Source organism: Nocardioides sp. Root151 (genome assembly GCF_001427925.1).
Taxonomy (GTDB): Bacteria; Actinomycetota; Actinomycetes; order Propionibacteriales; family Nocardioidaceae; genus Nocardioides.
Genome location: NZ_LMGG01000005.1, coordinates 43,321 through 57,276, shown reverse-complemented (window position 1 = coordinate 57,276; position 13,956 = coordinate 43,321). Strand labels below are relative to the sequence as shown.

Annotated in this window: 15 protein-coding genes; 5 read left to right on the top strand and 10 right to left on the bottom strand. The window is 68.9% G+C overall.

All coding sequences use genetic code 11. The features are described 5' to 3' along the window. The first annotated feature begins 18 nt into the window (after positions 1–18). The gene (locus ASD66_RS15415; protein WP_082599551.1) at positions 19–1,416 is read left to right on the top strand and encodes a cytochrome P450; all 1,398 of its coding nucleotides are present in this window, start codon (positions 19–21) and stop codon (positions 1,414–1,416) included. Between the two features lie 9 nt (positions 1,417–1,425). Here ASD66_RS15415 and ASD66_RS15410 read toward each other — a convergent pair whose 3' ends face one another. The 5 genes from ASD66_RS15410 to ASD66_RS15390 all read right to left on the bottom strand — a co-directional run bounded on the left by ASD66_RS15410 (position 1,426) and on the right by ASD66_RS15390 (position 5,076). Beyond that, a complete protein-coding gene (locus ASD66_RS15410; RefSeq protein ID WP_156388727.1) occupies positions 1,426–1,791 on the bottom strand; it encodes a hypothetical protein in 366 nt (121 codons plus the stop codon). Positions 1,792–1,846: 55 nt separating this feature from the next. Further along, on the bottom strand, positions 1,847–2,758 hold the full coding sequence (locus ASD66_RS15405; protein ID WP_056891524.1) for a WXG100 family type VII secretion target: 912 nt from the start codon (positions 2,756–2,758) through the stop codon (positions 1,847–1,849). Next, positions 2,755–3,042 (bottom strand): hypothetical protein, encoded by a 288-nt coding sequence (locus tag ASD66_RS15400; protein WP_056891523.1) that lies wholly within the window; start codon positions 3,040–3,042, stop codon positions 2,755–2,757. The genes ASD66_RS15405 and ASD66_RS15400 overlap by 4 nt, the downstream gene beginning before the upstream one ends. A gap of 110 nt (positions 3,043–3,152) precedes the next feature. Further along, positions 3,153–4,292 (bottom strand): sulfotransferase family protein, encoded by a 1,140-nt coding sequence (locus ASD66_RS15395; protein WP_056891522.1) that lies wholly within the window; start codon positions 4,290–4,292, stop codon positions 3,153–3,155. After that, positions 4,282–5,076: an SDR family oxidoreductase gene (locus tag ASD66_RS15390; RefSeq protein ID WP_056683134.1), complete on the bottom strand. Its 795-nt coding sequence runs from the start codon at positions 5,074–5,076 to the stop codon at positions 4,282–4,284. The genes ASD66_RS15395 and ASD66_RS15390 overlap by 11 nt, the downstream gene beginning before the upstream one ends. Positions 5,077–5,233: 157 nt before the next feature. Between ASD66_RS15390 and ASD66_RS15385 the strand changes: the two genes are divergently transcribed. Then, on the top strand, positions 5,234–7,240 hold the full coding sequence (locus ASD66_RS15385) for a PhoX family protein (RefSeq protein WP_056891521.1): 2,007 nt from the start codon (positions 5,234–5,236) through the stop codon (positions 7,238–7,240). On the opposite strand, the gene ASD66_RS15380 is transcribed toward ASD66_RS15385, so the two are convergent. Both ASD66_RS15380 and ASD66_RS15375 read right to left on the bottom strand, forming a co-directional pair. After that, positions 7,241–8,383, bottom strand: a complete 1,143-nt coding sequence (locus ASD66_RS15380; RefSeq protein ID WP_056891520.1) for a hypothetical protein — start codon at positions 8,381–8,383, stop codon at positions 7,241–7,243. Further along, positions 8,380–9,252, bottom strand: coding sequence for a TIGR03619 family F420-dependent LLM class oxidoreductase (locus ASD66_RS15375; RefSeq protein ID WP_056891519.1), 873 nt, complete (start codon positions 9,250–9,252; stop codon positions 8,380–8,382). The genes ASD66_RS15380 and ASD66_RS15375 overlap by 4 nt, the downstream gene beginning before the upstream one ends. A 72-nt stretch (positions 9,253–9,324) precedes the next feature. Here ASD66_RS15375 and ASD66_RS15370 point away from each other — a divergent pair, with 72 nt between their 5' ends. Both ASD66_RS15370 and ASD66_RS15365 read left to right on the top strand, forming a co-directional pair. Further along, a complete protein-coding gene (locus ASD66_RS15370) occupies positions 9,325–9,750 on the top strand; it encodes a nuclear transport factor 2 family protein (protein WP_056891518.1) in 426 nt (141 codons plus the stop codon). Between the two features lie 122 nt (positions 9,751–9,872). Continuing rightward, complete coding sequence (locus tag ASD66_RS15365; protein WP_056891517.1) at positions 9,873–10,457, top strand: hypothetical protein; 585 nt, start codon at positions 9,873–9,875, stop codon at positions 10,455–10,457. Here the strand turns inward: ASD66_RS15365 and ASD66_RS25005 are convergent. From ASD66_RS25005 to ASD66_RS15355, 3 genes are read right to left on the bottom strand one after another with little or no spacing between them, the layout of a single operon-like run. Beyond that, positions 10,441–10,920, bottom strand: a complete 480-nt coding sequence (locus ASD66_RS25005; RefSeq protein WP_200950079.1) for an MFS transporter — start codon at positions 10,918–10,920, stop codon at positions 10,441–10,443. The two genes, ASD66_RS15365 and ASD66_RS25005, sit on opposite strands and share 17 nt — an antisense overlap. Next, positions 10,917–11,651, bottom strand: a complete 735-nt coding sequence (locus ASD66_RS25000; RefSeq protein ID WP_200950078.1) for an MFS transporter — start codon at positions 11,649–11,651, stop codon at positions 10,917–10,919. Before ASD66_RS25000 ends, ASD66_RS25005 begins: the two co-directional genes overlap by 4 nt. Continuing rightward, positions 11,648–12,214, bottom strand: a complete 567-nt coding sequence (locus tag ASD66_RS15355) for a hypothetical protein (RefSeq protein ID WP_156388726.1) — start codon at positions 12,212–12,214, stop codon at positions 11,648–11,650. Before ASD66_RS15355 ends, ASD66_RS25000 begins: the two co-directional genes overlap by 4 nt. A 58-nt stretch (positions 12,215–12,272) precedes the next feature. Between ASD66_RS15355 and ASD66_RS15350 the strand changes: the two genes are divergently transcribed. After that, positions 12,273–13,952: a DUF222 domain-containing protein gene (locus tag ASD66_RS15350; protein WP_056891515.1), complete on the top strand. Its 1,680-nt coding sequence runs from the start codon at positions 12,273–12,275 to the stop codon at positions 13,950–13,952. Positions 13,953–13,956: the final 4 nt, after the last annotated feature.

The following is a 13,956-nucleotide window of genomic DNA, read 5'->3' as shown; positions in this document are numbered from 1 at the left end:
CGCTTGTAGCATCCAAGGATGGCTCTCACCGACCAGCAGGTGTCCAGGCTGACCGACGAGCGACTGGCGCGCACCACGCTCCGCTCCGGCAGTCGCAGGAAGTTCCGCCGCGACGAGCTGCCGCCCAGCCTGCCGTGGCCGGCCCTCGCGCAGAGTGTCGGGCTGCTCCGCTTCCGGCACCGGTTCGTGCCGTGGATGCACCGGAAGTTCGGCGACGTGTTCACTGTGCGGCTGATCCCTGGGAGCCAGCCACTGGTGCTCTTCGCGCGGCCCGAGGCGGCCCGCGAGATCTTCGCCGGAAACCCGGAGTTCTTCCATGCAGGGAAGGGAAACGCGGTGCTCGGCCCGATCATGGGTGACCACTCGCTGCTGCTGGTCGACGGTGCCGACCACAAGCGGACCCGCAAGCTGTTGATGCCGGCGTTCAACGGCGCCGCACTCCACTCCTACGAGTCACTGGTCGCCGACGTCGCACGCGACGAGGTCTCGACCTGGCGTGACGGCGAGACCTTCCGCTCCCTCGACCGGATGAACGCCCTCACGCTCGAGGTGATCCTGCGGGTGGTCTTCGGCGTCACTGACGCCGAGCGGCTCGACGCGATGCGCCCCCGGGTGAACCAGATCGTCAACATCAGCCCGGTGATCCTGCTCGGCTGGGGATGGCCGAGGCTGCAGAAGTACGGGCCGTGGAAGGCGCAGGTCGAGAACCAACGTGCCCTCGACCGGCTGATCTACACCGAGATCGCCGAGCGACGGGACGCGCCCGACCTGGCCGAGCGCACCGACGTGCTGTCAAGGCTGATCCTCATCGACGACGCGGGCGACCGGCTCAGCGACGAGGAGCTGCGCGACCAGCTGGTCACGCTGCTGCTCGCCGGCCACGAGACCACTGCGACCGCCCTGGCCTGGGCGCTCCACGAAGTCGGTCGCGACCCGGAGCTGCTGGACCGCACCCGCACCGCTGCCCGTGAGGGCGACACCACCTGGTTGGAGGCGGTGCTGAAGGAGTCGATGCGCCTGCACCCGGTGATCCCGATGGTGGTCCGGACGTTGATGAGGCCGGCCACGATCGGTGGGGTCGACCTTCCTGCGGGCGTCACGGTCGGGCCGTCGATCATCCTGGCCCACGCCCGCGAGGAGAACCACGCCGAGGCCGGCCGCTTCCACCCGGACCGCTTCCTCGAACCGCACGGCAACCGGGTTGGCCCGGCGGCCAACACCTGGATCCCGTTCGGTGGAGGCGTACGGCGCTGCATCGGCGCCGGGTTCTCGTTGATGGAGGGCGTGGCCGTGCTGCGTGAGGTGTTCGCGGCGTTCGACGTGGAGGCGGTGGGCGAGGACGAACCGAAGGTCCGCAACATCACCAGCGTGCCGCGCGAGGGCGCGACGATCAGGGTGACCGCGACCCGGCGGTGACCGCGCGCATCAACTGACCAAGGCCGCTCGGTCGAGGTCGAACGTGGCCGCCACGTCGTCGAAGAGATCACTGAAGTCGGGATGGTCGCGGTGGTCCGCGCTGCAGGCCAGCGACCAGACCCGGCCCTCGCGCAGCCAGCTCCAGACCTCGACGATCACGTCGTGGCGCGGAGTGCGGTGGAAGAACCGGAGGTAGCCCACGTCGGCGCCCTGGAAGTCGTAGATGTCGGAGTCCTCGATGTCGACGCGGTCGAAGGTGCTCGCGACGAGCTCGCGCAGGGTGGCCTGGTGCTCGCGCATCCGGAGGTCCGTGGCCCGCGAGGTCAACGTGATCACCGGCTTGAACCCGCTCGGCGGCATGGTCTCCGGCGACACGGTGAGCAGGATGCCGGGCCCCGGCAGAGTGGTCGACCGCCACCCGCGGGGGACGTCAACGGGCAGCACGTTCAGCCGCCCAGAACAGGAAGTCGCCCTCAGCCTTGCCGTACACCTTCCCGGCATCCTGGGTCGCTTTCACGCATCGTGCATAGGCGAGGCGGTCCTTTGCGGCCCGGCAGAAGTAGAGCCCGGCGCCTATGCCGACGATTTCCCCGTGGTAGCGGTAGAGCGTGCGAATGTCGCGCTCGAGGGAGCCGTCGGCGTAGCGCCGCTCCAGCTCGTTCATGCCTGCGTCGAAGGTTCGGGTGAGCACTTCCTTGCCGACGGTGAACCCACCTTGGAGGAGACCGATGGTCGGCTGCGAGATCGGACCCACGGGCACCGGGACCTTGGACAGATCAGGCAGGTCGGGGATCAGGTCACCGAGCTTGCTGCCGGAACCGCCGGACGCGGCCTTGCCGAGGGTGCTGTAGTCGAACTCCTGCCAGACCAGAGTGTTCACCTGGCCCAGGGCGAGCAGCAGGGCCTCGTGCAGTCGGTGTTCGTGCTCGTGGGCCCGGGTGGCCACACCGACCGCATGGTCGAGCGCTCCCTCCTGCTCGGGCTTGAGGGCGACCTCGCCGACCTCCGGCAGCGAGGTACTGACCGGAAGGTCGGCCGCCACGGCGATCGCCCGGGCTCTCTTCATCTCGGCCTTCACGTCGGCCAACCCGGCGCCGAACCCCTCGAGTGCGCCGGCGAAGAGGTTTATCTCGTCGGCCACCCCGTCGGCGCGGTGGATGCGCTCCTTCACGAAGTCGGTGAACGCGTCGGAGCTCTCGCCGGTCCAGCAGCCGGCAGCAGTACCCATCGCGCGGGCGAGCATGTCGGAGGCGGCAGTGACCCGGCCACCCAACTCGCGCAGGTCGTGGGCGGCCTGCCGGCACGAGGCGGGCGACCCGTCGACGACCAGGTTGATGCTCATCGGAACGCCACCGCCGCGTACTGGTCCAGGACCCAGTTGACCTGGCCGTCGGCGTCCTTCACGACGTCGACCACGCCGTCCAGGCCGTCGGCGCAGACCCCGAGATCGGCCGCGAACAGGCCGACGGTGACGACGACACGGTCGATGGCGTCTCGGGTGTTGGTGGTGTTGACGCCGGTGTCCGGCGACGGCACGCTGCTGCCGCCCGTCAGCAGGTCCTGATGGGTGCGCATCGGCCCGGGCAGTGTCTCGATCTCGTCGAGGTCGATCTCGAATCCGCTCATGGCCACCACGCTAGGAACCGGTCAACACCCCGGCAACGCGTCGTACGGCGACCTGTGGAAACGAGCGTGAATTCCGTGCAGCCAGATGCACGCAGGCCAAGTTCACCCTCTCAGAACGCGGCGCGGACCTGCTCCTCGGTCAGCCCGTAGTCGTCCAGCGAGTAGCGGTGCGAGGGTCGCTTGCCGCCCTGCCGGGACTCGGCGTCGATGGCCTCGACGGCCGCCGCGACCGACGGCGTCCAACCCAGGTCGAAGCCCTCGTAGATCCGTCGGGTGGTCGCCACCGGGTCGGCCACGAAGTCGGCGTACTCGACGTCGATGAACTGCGCGGGGTCGTAGCTGGTCCGCGCCGACGCGAAGGTGTGCCACGAGCGGGACAGCATCTCGAGCTGGGTGCGGCCGATGGTGTCGCCGACGAACGTGGTCGACCATCCTGCCGTAGCCTCGGCCGACAGGGAGCACGACGACGCGATCGAGACCACCGGGTCACGGTGCGTCTGCACGATCAGCGCGTCGGGATAGACCGCCATGATCGCGTCGAGCGCCACCAGGTGCGACGGGTTCTTCAGCACCCAGCGCCGGTCGGGGTCGTTGAGACCGATCAGCTGCAGGTTCGCCTTGTGACGTTCGTAGGCGGGTGTCCAGTCCTGCTTCGCCAGCCAGGACGAGTACGTCGGCACATGGGCCAGTGACTCGTAGCCGATCGACATCCCGGCCTGTCGCAACAGGCGCCAGCACTCCTCGACCGATGCGGCATCCATGTAGTGGATGCCCATGAACTCGGGGTTCTCGACGTGGTGCTCGGCGTACGCCGCGTTGATGCCGTTGAACACCGGGTTGTCGGCCCAGGTCGCGCGCGGTGGCCGTGGCTGGGGGAACTCGGTCAGCCACAGCTCCAGTCCCTGGTGTCGCGGGTCTGCGGCGAGTAGTCGGTGCAGCGCGGTCGTGCCCGTGCGCGGCAGGCCCACCACGAAGACCGGCCGCTCGACCGGCACCTCGGCGTACGACGGGTTCTGCGTGAACCCGAGCTGCGAGAGCAGTCGACCCACCAGCGCGCTCTTCACCATCGAGCGCTGCATGTAGTTGCCCTCGCCGGTGAGGCCGGCGGCGGGCGCGTTCAGGTCGTCCACGAGGATCCGCAGACCCTCTTCGTGGTCGGTGCCGCCGAAGTCGGAGAGCCCCGTCGTGCGCACCGCGGCGGCCGCGATGTCGTCGTACGACCCGACGTCGTTCCGGACCCTAGTTGTCATGGAACTCGCCGCAGTCGACGTTGAGCATCGTGCCGGTCACCGCCGTGGCCAGGTCGCTGGCGAAGAACAGCGTCGCCTTCGCCACCTCGTCGGGCGTGGCCAGGCGCTTGAGGTCGGTGGGCGCGGCCTTCTCGTCGTAGATGTCCTGGTGCGTCACCCCGGCCTCGGAGGCCAGCCAGTCGAAGTAGGCCTTGTTCACGTCCTCATAGATGTACGACGGCGCGACGCTGTTGACCCTGATGCCACGCGGCCCGAGCTCGGTCGCGAGTGACGAGGCGAGGTGCTTGAGCGTGCCCTTGCTGAGCTTGTAGCCGGAGTACTCCGGCTGCGAGCTGTGCACGACACACGAGTTGACCATGATGATCGAGCCGCCCGGCTTGGTGGGAGTCTCGGCAAGGGCGTCCGCGAAGAGCGACGAGAGACGTAGCGGCGCGAACACGTTGGTCTCCTGCGCGGCCCGCAGGCTCTCCAGCGAGAGTGTGCTGATCGGGTCCATCGGCGGGATGCCGAACGCGTTGTTGATCAGGCAGTCCACGCGCCCGAACTCCTCCAGCGCCGCCTCGACCAGTGCCGCACGCTGCGACTCGTCCGTGATGTCGGTGGGTACGACGAGCGCCCGGCGACCGAGCTCGTGCACCACCGCGGCCATCTTCTCCAGCCGCTTCTCGGTGCGTGAGGCGAGCACGAGGTCGGCGCCCATCTTCGCGGCCTCCTCGCCGAGCGCGCGGCCGAGGCCGGGCCCGACGCCGGAGAGCACGATCACCTTGTCCTGGAGGAGATTCATGCGGAGTCCTGGAGGAGATTCATGCGGAGTCCTGGAGGAGATTCATGCGGACCAGAGTAGAACGTGTTTCAGTTTTAGTCGAGTGATTCGCCAACTGGTCACCTCTGCGCCACCGGGGTGCCGGTTGGCCGTCAACCGCCGCCACCATCGTGCACGCATGGCCCCTCGCAAGCTCCTGCCCTTCGTCGACCAGGCCCACGCCGGCGGTCGCAGCTCGATGACCTGTCTCTACCGCTGCGGAGACGCATGCGCCCACCCCGTGCCGAACGAGTCCGGCAACGAGCACTTCGAGCAGGTCGTGGCCCGTGCGGTGTCACGTCGCTCCGTCCTTCGTGCGGGGGCGGTGGGCGCGGCCGCGGCCGGCGTACTCGGCACCACTGGGTGGGGCGCGATCTCCCCGGCGGCAGCCACTCCGGCCGCGCGCGCGGCGGCGGCTGGCAGCGGACCCCTCTCGCGGTTCACCGGCATCGCGCCGACCCCCGCCACCACCGACGAACTCGTGGTCCCGAGCGGATTCGCCTGGGCGCCCGTCATCTCCTGGGGAGACCCGATCACGAGTCAGGCCCCGGCCTTCGACTTCGACAACCAGGACGTCGAGGCGCAGCGCAACCAGGCCGGCTACAACTGCGACTTCACGGCATTGCTGCTCGACGGTCGTGGGCGCGGCGGCCGCAGCGGCGTCCTCGCCTTCAACAACGAGTACACCAACGACGAGCTGATGTTCCGCGGGGTGGCCGGTTCCGCCGACCTCTCCGACGACCAGCTGCGGATCGTGATGGCCGCCCACGGCATGACCATCGTGGAGGTGCGGCGTGAGCGCGCCGGTGCACCGTGGAGCTACCAGCAGGACGGTCGCCGCAACCGCCGGCTGCACAGCGAGACCGAGTTCGCCGTCGACGGCCCCGCCGCGGGGCACGACGCTCTGAAGACCTCCGCCGACCCGACCGGCACGAAGGTCCTCGGCACGTTGAACAACTGCGCCGGAGGCGTCACGCCGTGGGGCACCGTGCTGTCGGGTGAGGAGAACTTCAACCAGTACTTCGACACCACCGGCGCACTCGACCCCGACCAGCACCTCAAGCGCTACGGGATCACCTCGACCGGTCGCGGCTGGGAGCGCGTCGACCCCCGCTTCTCGGTGGCGACGGAGCCCAACGAGGTCAACCGCTTCGGGTGGATCGTCGAGGTGAATCCCCAGGACCCCACCTCGACCCCCGTCAAGCACACCGCGCTGGGTCGGTTCAAGCACGAGGGTGCGACGATCCGGTTGGCCGACGACGGTCGTGCGGTCGCCTACATGGGTGACGACGAGCGCAACGACTACATCTACAAGTTCATCTCTCGCAAGAAGCACAAGCCCGGGAACCTGCGGCACAACCTGACGTTGCTCTCCGAGGGCGACCTGTACGTCGCGAAGTTCACCGGCGACGGCTCGGACGACGGCCTGTACGACGGCAGCGGCGTGTGGCTCCCGCTGGTGGTGAACGGCACCTCCCACGTGCCCGGATGGACAGTCGAGGAGGTGCTGGTCTGGACACGCCAGGCGGCCGACCTGGTCGGCCCCACCAAGATGGACCGCCCCGAGGACGTCGAAGCCAACCCGGTGACCGGCAAGGTCTACGCGGCCCTGACCAACAACACGGCCCGCCAGCCCGGCCAGGTCGACGAGGCCAACCCGCGCGGACCGAACAAGCACGGCCACGTCATCGAGATCACCGAGCGTCGCAACGACGCGGGTGCCCTCACGTTCACGTGGCAGCTCGTGCTGATCGCCGGCGACCCGACCGACCCGTCGACGTACTTCGCCGGCTACGACCGCAACCAGGTCAGCCCGATCAGCTGCCCGGACAACGTCACCTTCGACAAGGCCGGCAACCTGTGGATCTCCACCGACGGCATGCCCGGCACGCTCGGCTTCGCCGACGGCCTCTACATGCTGCCGCTCGAGGGCCGGGAGCGCGGCAGGCTGAAGCAGTTCCTCTCCGTGCCGGTCGGCGCCGAGTGCTGCGGTCCGGTGATCAGTGGTGACGAGCGCACCGTCCTGGTCGCCGTGCAGCACCCGGGCGAGGTCAGCGGCGCCAGCCCGGAGAACGTGGTCAGCAACTTCCCCTACCTGGGCGACGGCCAGCCACGGCCCGGCATCGTGCAGGTCTATCGGGAGTGATCAGCTGATCATCCTGCGCGCGATGCAGACCTGGCGGGCCTCGATGCGGGCTGTGTAGTCGTCGGGAGTGACGCGTTGGTCCTCGAGGTCACCGCGGGTCGCCAACGAGTCGAACGGCACGACCTCGACCCGTGGTCCGTCGTCGGCGCCCAGCGGACGCGCGACCCGCTGCCAGCGCAGCATCATCACGCCCTCCGGGTGCCCACAGGCCTCGAGCCAGTTGGCGACGCCCGGGTTGCGTTCACTGATCACGTAGCGCAGCAGGCCGTCCTGCCCGACGTACGACTGGGCGCGGGTCAGTGAGGTCTGGTGGTGCTCGTAGTCGGTCGAGACGTACCACCGCGAACCGATCTGGATCGCCTGGTACGGCGCATCGGCGCAGGCCGGCACGGTCACCACCATCGCCTCGTCGTCGTTCAGTGAGTAGTGGCCGATCGAGGAGAACTGCGAGGCCAGCCCGCCCGGCGTCGAGGCCGGGACGGTCAGCGTGTTGACCGGCTCCTTGTAGGTGAACCACTCGGGGAACGCGAACCACGTCTTGATGCGGCCGACCAGCATCTTCGCCGCGACGCCGTACCGCTTGTCGACACGTTCGGTCGTCAGTGCTCCGCGCGGCACACCGGCGGTGTCGAGCCGCTGGATGCGCAGGGTGCCGCGCTCCTCGGTGTTCCAGTCGTCGTAGACCTCGCGCACGATCAGCGTCGCGCCCTTGCCGACTCCGAGCTCCGGGCCGAAGTGCCACTCGAACGACCCGTCGTCGCCGATCTCGAGCTCACGGTCGTCAAAGGCCGCAACGCTTGCGGGGAAACCCGCGTCCGAGTAGCTGCCGTCCATTACCTGGAAGGACAGGTCGGTGGTCGTGCCGCGCACCCCGGACACGACGTACGACGCCCCGGAGTCGAGGTAGGCGTTGAAGTAGATCGCGTCGGGATTGTCGAGACCCTGGCGGGCGTACTGGTGCGTCGGGTTGATCAGCACCGGGTGCTCGAGGTCGTAGTCGAAGGCCATCTGCAACGACGACCGGATCGAGCCGGCGAGGTAGTCGAGGCCCTCGGCGAGGTCTTGTTCGCTGATCGGGAACGGTGGGTTGCGGATCAGCTGCTCGGCCTCGGCGATGGCCCGCTGGAACGCGTCTGTGCTCACAGCTTGCCGATCACGTTCTCTGCGTAGCCCTGGAGGTGCCGGACCTTCTTCTCCAGCGGCTCGGTGTCTGGTCCCTTGATGTAGGGCACCCGGAAGCCGACGATGCAGTCCGTCACGCCCTTGTCCTCGAGCCGCTTGATGCCGTCGGGGTCGTAGGCGTCGTACGAGATCACGTGCACCTCGAAGTCGTCGCGGGTGTCGCCCTCCTCCTTCCGGATCTCGGCGAGCCGGCCCAGCAACCGCTCCAGCTCCTCCCCGTCGCCGCCGGCGTGCATCCACCCGTCGCCCTTGCGTACGGCGCGGCGCAGCGCGGCGTCGCTGTGTCCGCCGACCAGCAGCGGGATCTTCTCGGTGGGGGCCGGGCACTGCTTGAGCGGGTCGAAGGAGAAGAACTCGCCGTCGTACCCGAAGAACTCACCTGAGGTCAGGCCACGCAGGACGTCCATGCACTCGTCCATCCGCTTGCCGCGCCTGGCCCAGGGCACGCCCATCACGTCGAAGTCCTCCGGCCACGGCGACAGTCCGACGCCCAGGCCGAGCCGGTTGCCGGAGAGGAATGCGAGCGACGACGCCTGCTTGGCGACCAGCGCCGGCGGCCGGATCGGCAGCTTGAGCACGAACGGCGTCAGCCGCAGGGTCGAGGTGACCGCGAAGAGGTGGGCGCAGAGGATCATCGTCTCGATGAACTCCTTGTCCTCGAGGAACTCCCGGTCGCCGGTGTCGGTGTAGGGGTACTTCGAGTCCGACTCCTTCGGGTAGATCAGGCTGTCGGCCACGGTCATGCTCGTGAAGCCGGCCTGCTCTGCGGCCTGGGCCAGGGGCGCGTAGTACTCGGCGCGGGTCATCGCCTCGGCGTAGGTGAATCGCATGGACCCCACACTAGAACGTGTTCTTGTTTCATGCCAGAGCGAGTCCCACTGGCGCTGTGCCAGAGTCTGGTCATGGACCTTCAGGAGCTCAGCGACCGCCAGGAGATCACCGACCTGCTGACCCGCTACACCCGTGCCGTGGACACGAAGTCCTTCGACGACCTGGACACGGTGTTCACCGAGGACGCCGTCCTCGACTATTCCGGTGCCGGCGGCCCGGTCGGCCCGCCTGACGAGGTGGTGCCGTGGATCGCCAAGGGCCTGGCCGGTTTCGTGCGCACCCAGCACGTGCTCGGCCAGATCTCCTGCGCCTTCGAGGGACCGGACCGGGCGGCCGTGACGGCGTACTTCACCAACCCGATGGTGGTGATCGACCCCGACGGGAACGAGTCGCTGTGGGAGGTGGGTGGCTACTACCACCACGACGTCGTGCGCACGCCGAGCGGCTGGCGCTCGACGAAGATCGTCGACGACGTGCAGTGGAGGCGTGGCTTCTAGAACGGCACTGCCTGAGCGGGCCCTGGGAGACGCGGCCTTGGCTGAGTCGCTTTCAAATCTGTGGATCCAACATCGGCCTGTAACAATGGGCACCGTCCCCCTCGACCCGAGAGAGCGAGCCCGTGAGCGATTCCGAAGACAAGCCGGTCGTCAACGGCCTGGTGGCTCTCGTTGCCGTTGCCGTCGTGGTGGGCCTGCTCGCCGGGATCGCGGCGATCATCGGCACGAAGGTGCTCGGGGTCGGAGGCGGTGGTGGAGGCTCTGACGACCCGGCTGCCGGTGACTCCCTCGTGATGCCCGACCCTGAGCGCACCACGCGGGCGTCCGACCCCCTGATTACGCTGGAGCCCAGCGACGATGAGGAGTCCGAGTCCGCGGCGGCCTCCGAAACGGCCAGCGAAGAGACGACCAGGAAGCCCAGGAAGCCGAAGGCGGAGATCACCCTCAGCCAGGGGGCGTTCCAGGTCTCGCCGGGCGAGGACCTCTACCTCTCCGGCATCTATCCGCAGGGCGAGGGCGCCGTGCTCGACGTACAGATCCGGGTCAACGACGGGGCCTGGGCCGACTTCCCGGTCGACGTCAACGTGTCGGACGCGACCTTCAGCACCTACGTCAACACCTCACAGACCGGCGAGATCGAGTGGCGGGTGGTCGACAGCGACCGCAAGCTCAAGTCGAACGCCATCAAGGTCACCTACGGGGGCTGATCCCGGTCCCTCGCCTCTGGTCGAGTCGGCGGGTCCAGTAGCCGACCCAACCGGTGCCGGCCAGGGCAGCGAGACCGAACACGACCGATGCCGTCGCGAGTGGCGCGACCAGCGTCACTGCGCTGATCAACAGGGGCCCCGACGTGCCGCCGAGGTCTCCGCAAAGTCGCCAGCCGCCGAGGTACTGCGAGCGCCCGGCCGCAGGCGCGGTGTCCGCGCCCAGCGTCATCACGATGCCCGAGCCGAGGCCGTTGCCGGCCGCGATGAGTACGGCGACCGCCAGCACCGCCGGTTCGTTCGTGGCCAGCGGCAGCACCAGGGCGCCGATCGCGACCGCCAGTACGACGGGCACGGCGACGACCGAACGGCCGCGATGGTCCATCAGCCATCCACCCGGGATGAAGCAGACGATGTCGACAGCGGCGGCCACCGCGAAGACCAGTGACGTCTCGGAGCCGGTCATCCCGATGTGGTCCGCCCACAGGGGGAGCAGGGTGCCGCGCGGATCGAGCGCGAGGCGCCGATCACGATGACCCCGACGCCCAGGGTCAGCAGGGTGTGGCGGTGGGCGAGCAGCACTGACGCGACGCTGGCGTGACCGGAGACGCCCTGCTCGGCGCGCGACTCGTGGCCCAGGTCGCGCATCAGTGAGGCCATCACCGCGGAGGCGAGCGACATGACCGCGGCCAGCACGAAGACCGCGGAGAGCCCGAGCCAGGCGATGACTCCGGCGCCGATCAGCGGACCGACCAGCATGCCGACCCGGTGGCTGGCGCCGAGGCTGGACATCGCCCGGGCCCGGTGCGTGATCGGAACCGCCTCGATCAGGAACCCTTGCCTGGCCAGCAGGAACCCCGTCCAGGACGCTCCGGAGAGCACCATCGCGACCGACAGCAGGAGCACCGACGAAGCCTGCCAGGCGATCAGCATGACGACGCAGTCGAGCAGCCCGCAGGCGATCAGCGTCCGGCGTTCCCCGATCCGCGCGACGACCGCTCCGGCGGGCAGGCTGGTCAGCAGCGACCCCACGCCCAGTAGTGCGACCACCAGTGCCGCCGTACCCACGTCCGCGCCGAGGTCCCTGGCCTGCAGGGCCAGGACGGGCAGTACGGCGCCGTGCCCGATCGAGCTCACGATCGTGGGACCGAAGGCCTCGAAGGCGACCGAGCGCAGCTTGAAGTCTGTCGCGGTCACTTCCGGATCCTGTCGGTCCAGACCTGCACCTCGACGTAGTGCTCGAAGTCCCCGTGCTGGTGCCCCGCGTAGTCCTCGGGGCTGGGGCTGTCGGGAAGTCCGTGCCGCGCTGCGACGCTCTCGAGCTCGTCGAGCAGGAAGACCTCGCCGTGGTGCGCCCGCGGGGTGACCTCGATGCCGAAGTCAGCAAGCAGGCCCATGGACGTGACGCTGTCCGGGACGGTGAAGCTGGTCTGCTCGCGCGGCAGCTCTTCGAGTCGCAGGCGCACCTCGCGCGCGTCGGCGTACAACCCCCTGAACCACGCGGACTCACCCAGCACGAAGTAGTGCGGACTCAGCCGTTCGGGACGTCCGCCGCGTTCGACGAACCGAGCCCACAAACGCTCCTCGGTGGCGCGCCGCAGCGCCATGTAGCGCGGTCCGAAGCGCCGTTCCGAACCGGGCACGGCTGCCAGTTCCGTGAGTACGTCGGCCAGCGCCGGCTCGTCGAGCTCGGAGAGATTGAGGAAGGGCTCACGATCCGGCAGGTGGTAGTGCGTGACGTAGTCCGGGATCGTGGGCACCACGCCATCCTGTCAGGGAGTCGGGTGGACTGTCGGTGGTGACGGCTTCAATGGGTTCATGGCGGATTTCAGTGATCTCGATGCGGGCGGCACGTTGCTGTTCGTCGAGGAGACGCTGCTCAAGCGCCGCGAGTGCGAGGTCCATGACCTGGAACTGGCCCTGCGGTGGGCCGACCTGCACGCCGACGACCCGAAGGAGTGGCCGGAGCATCGGCAACACCGTGGCATGCCGCACCTGGTCACCGTCGGTGGGGCGGGCACACCGCGGGTGCAGGACCTCTCCATCGCGGAGCTGGCGATCAGTCGACAGGCCCACCACCTCGCCACGCGCTGGCTTCTTGCCGATGCCCTCGACCTGCGGCACCGGCTGCCGTTGTGCTGGGCGGCGCTCCACACCGGCCGGGCCGAGGTCTGGCTGGCGCGCCGCATCGCCCGCGCGACCCGTGACCTGAGCCCGTCCGAGGCGGCGTACGTCGACGCGGCGCTCGCGGCGGCGCTGACCGGGGAGCAGCCGGCCCGGGTGCTCGACCTGCTCGAGGCGAAGGTGATCGAGGCCAACCCGAAGGCACACGCCGACAAGATCAGTGCCGAACGGGCCCGCCGTTACGTGAGCGTTGGTCGTGTCGACGAGGCCGGTCTGCGGCATGTGATCGCCCGGGTCGAGCACGGTGACGCGGTCTGGGTCGACGCGATGATCGACCGGATCGCTGCGATCCTCGCCGCCCAGGACGAGGCGGCCGGGCGCACCGACCGTGACCGAGACCGGCTTCGCTCCGATGCCTTTGGGTGGCTGGCCCGTCCCGCCGAACTGTTGAGGCTGCTGCTTGAGAACCAGGGCGACCTCGGCGGCGACAAGGGCGACGAGGGAGACAAGGGAGACAAGGGAGACAAGGGAGAAACGCCGGTCGATGATGCGAAACCTGCCGGCAGTGACAGCGAAGGCGACGGGGACGGCGCGGAAGACGGGGACGGCGCGGAAGACGGGGACGGCGAGTCGGCGTCCGGCAGCACGCACGCTGACAGTGCCCCGGGGAGCGAGGGCGACGACGCAGGTCACGGCGACCAGCACTCCGCCCCTGATCTGCTGCGCGGGATCAACGAGCGCCTGCTCGAACTCCTTCGCAGCGCCGACCTGACCAAGACCCGCCCCCGGGCCGTGGTCTACGTCCACCTGCACGCCGCCGCCCTGGCTGGCGTCGGCAACGGAGTCGCGCGCGTCGAGGCCGGCGGAGGTCCCCGCCTCTTCGAGCACCTTGCCGAGCTGCTCGGCAACGCCCAGGTGAAGGTCAGTCCGGTCATCGACCTCAACAAGAAGGTCGCCCTGAACGCCTATGAGACCCCGCAGTGGTTGCGTGAACGCATCCACCTGATCAGTCCCCGCGATGCGTTCCCGCACGCCACCACAATCAGCCGCAACGTCGACATCGACCATCCGGTGCCGTTCCAGCACGGGCAGTTGGGCAAGGACGCGCCGCCGGGCCAGTCAGGCACCCACAACTGCGCTCCACTGGGCCGATTCCACCATCGGGCCAAGACCCACCTGCGCTACCAGGTCCGACAACCCGGGCCAGGCACCCATGTCTGGCGGACCCCGAACAACCTCTTCCGACTTGTCGACACGAACGGCACCCACCGACTCGACGAGGCGATCGGTGACGCCCTCATCGAGGGCACTTCGGTGGAGAAGGGCTTCGCGCTCACGGTTGCCGAGCACGCCAACCGGGTTCCCGTCATCTGACGCT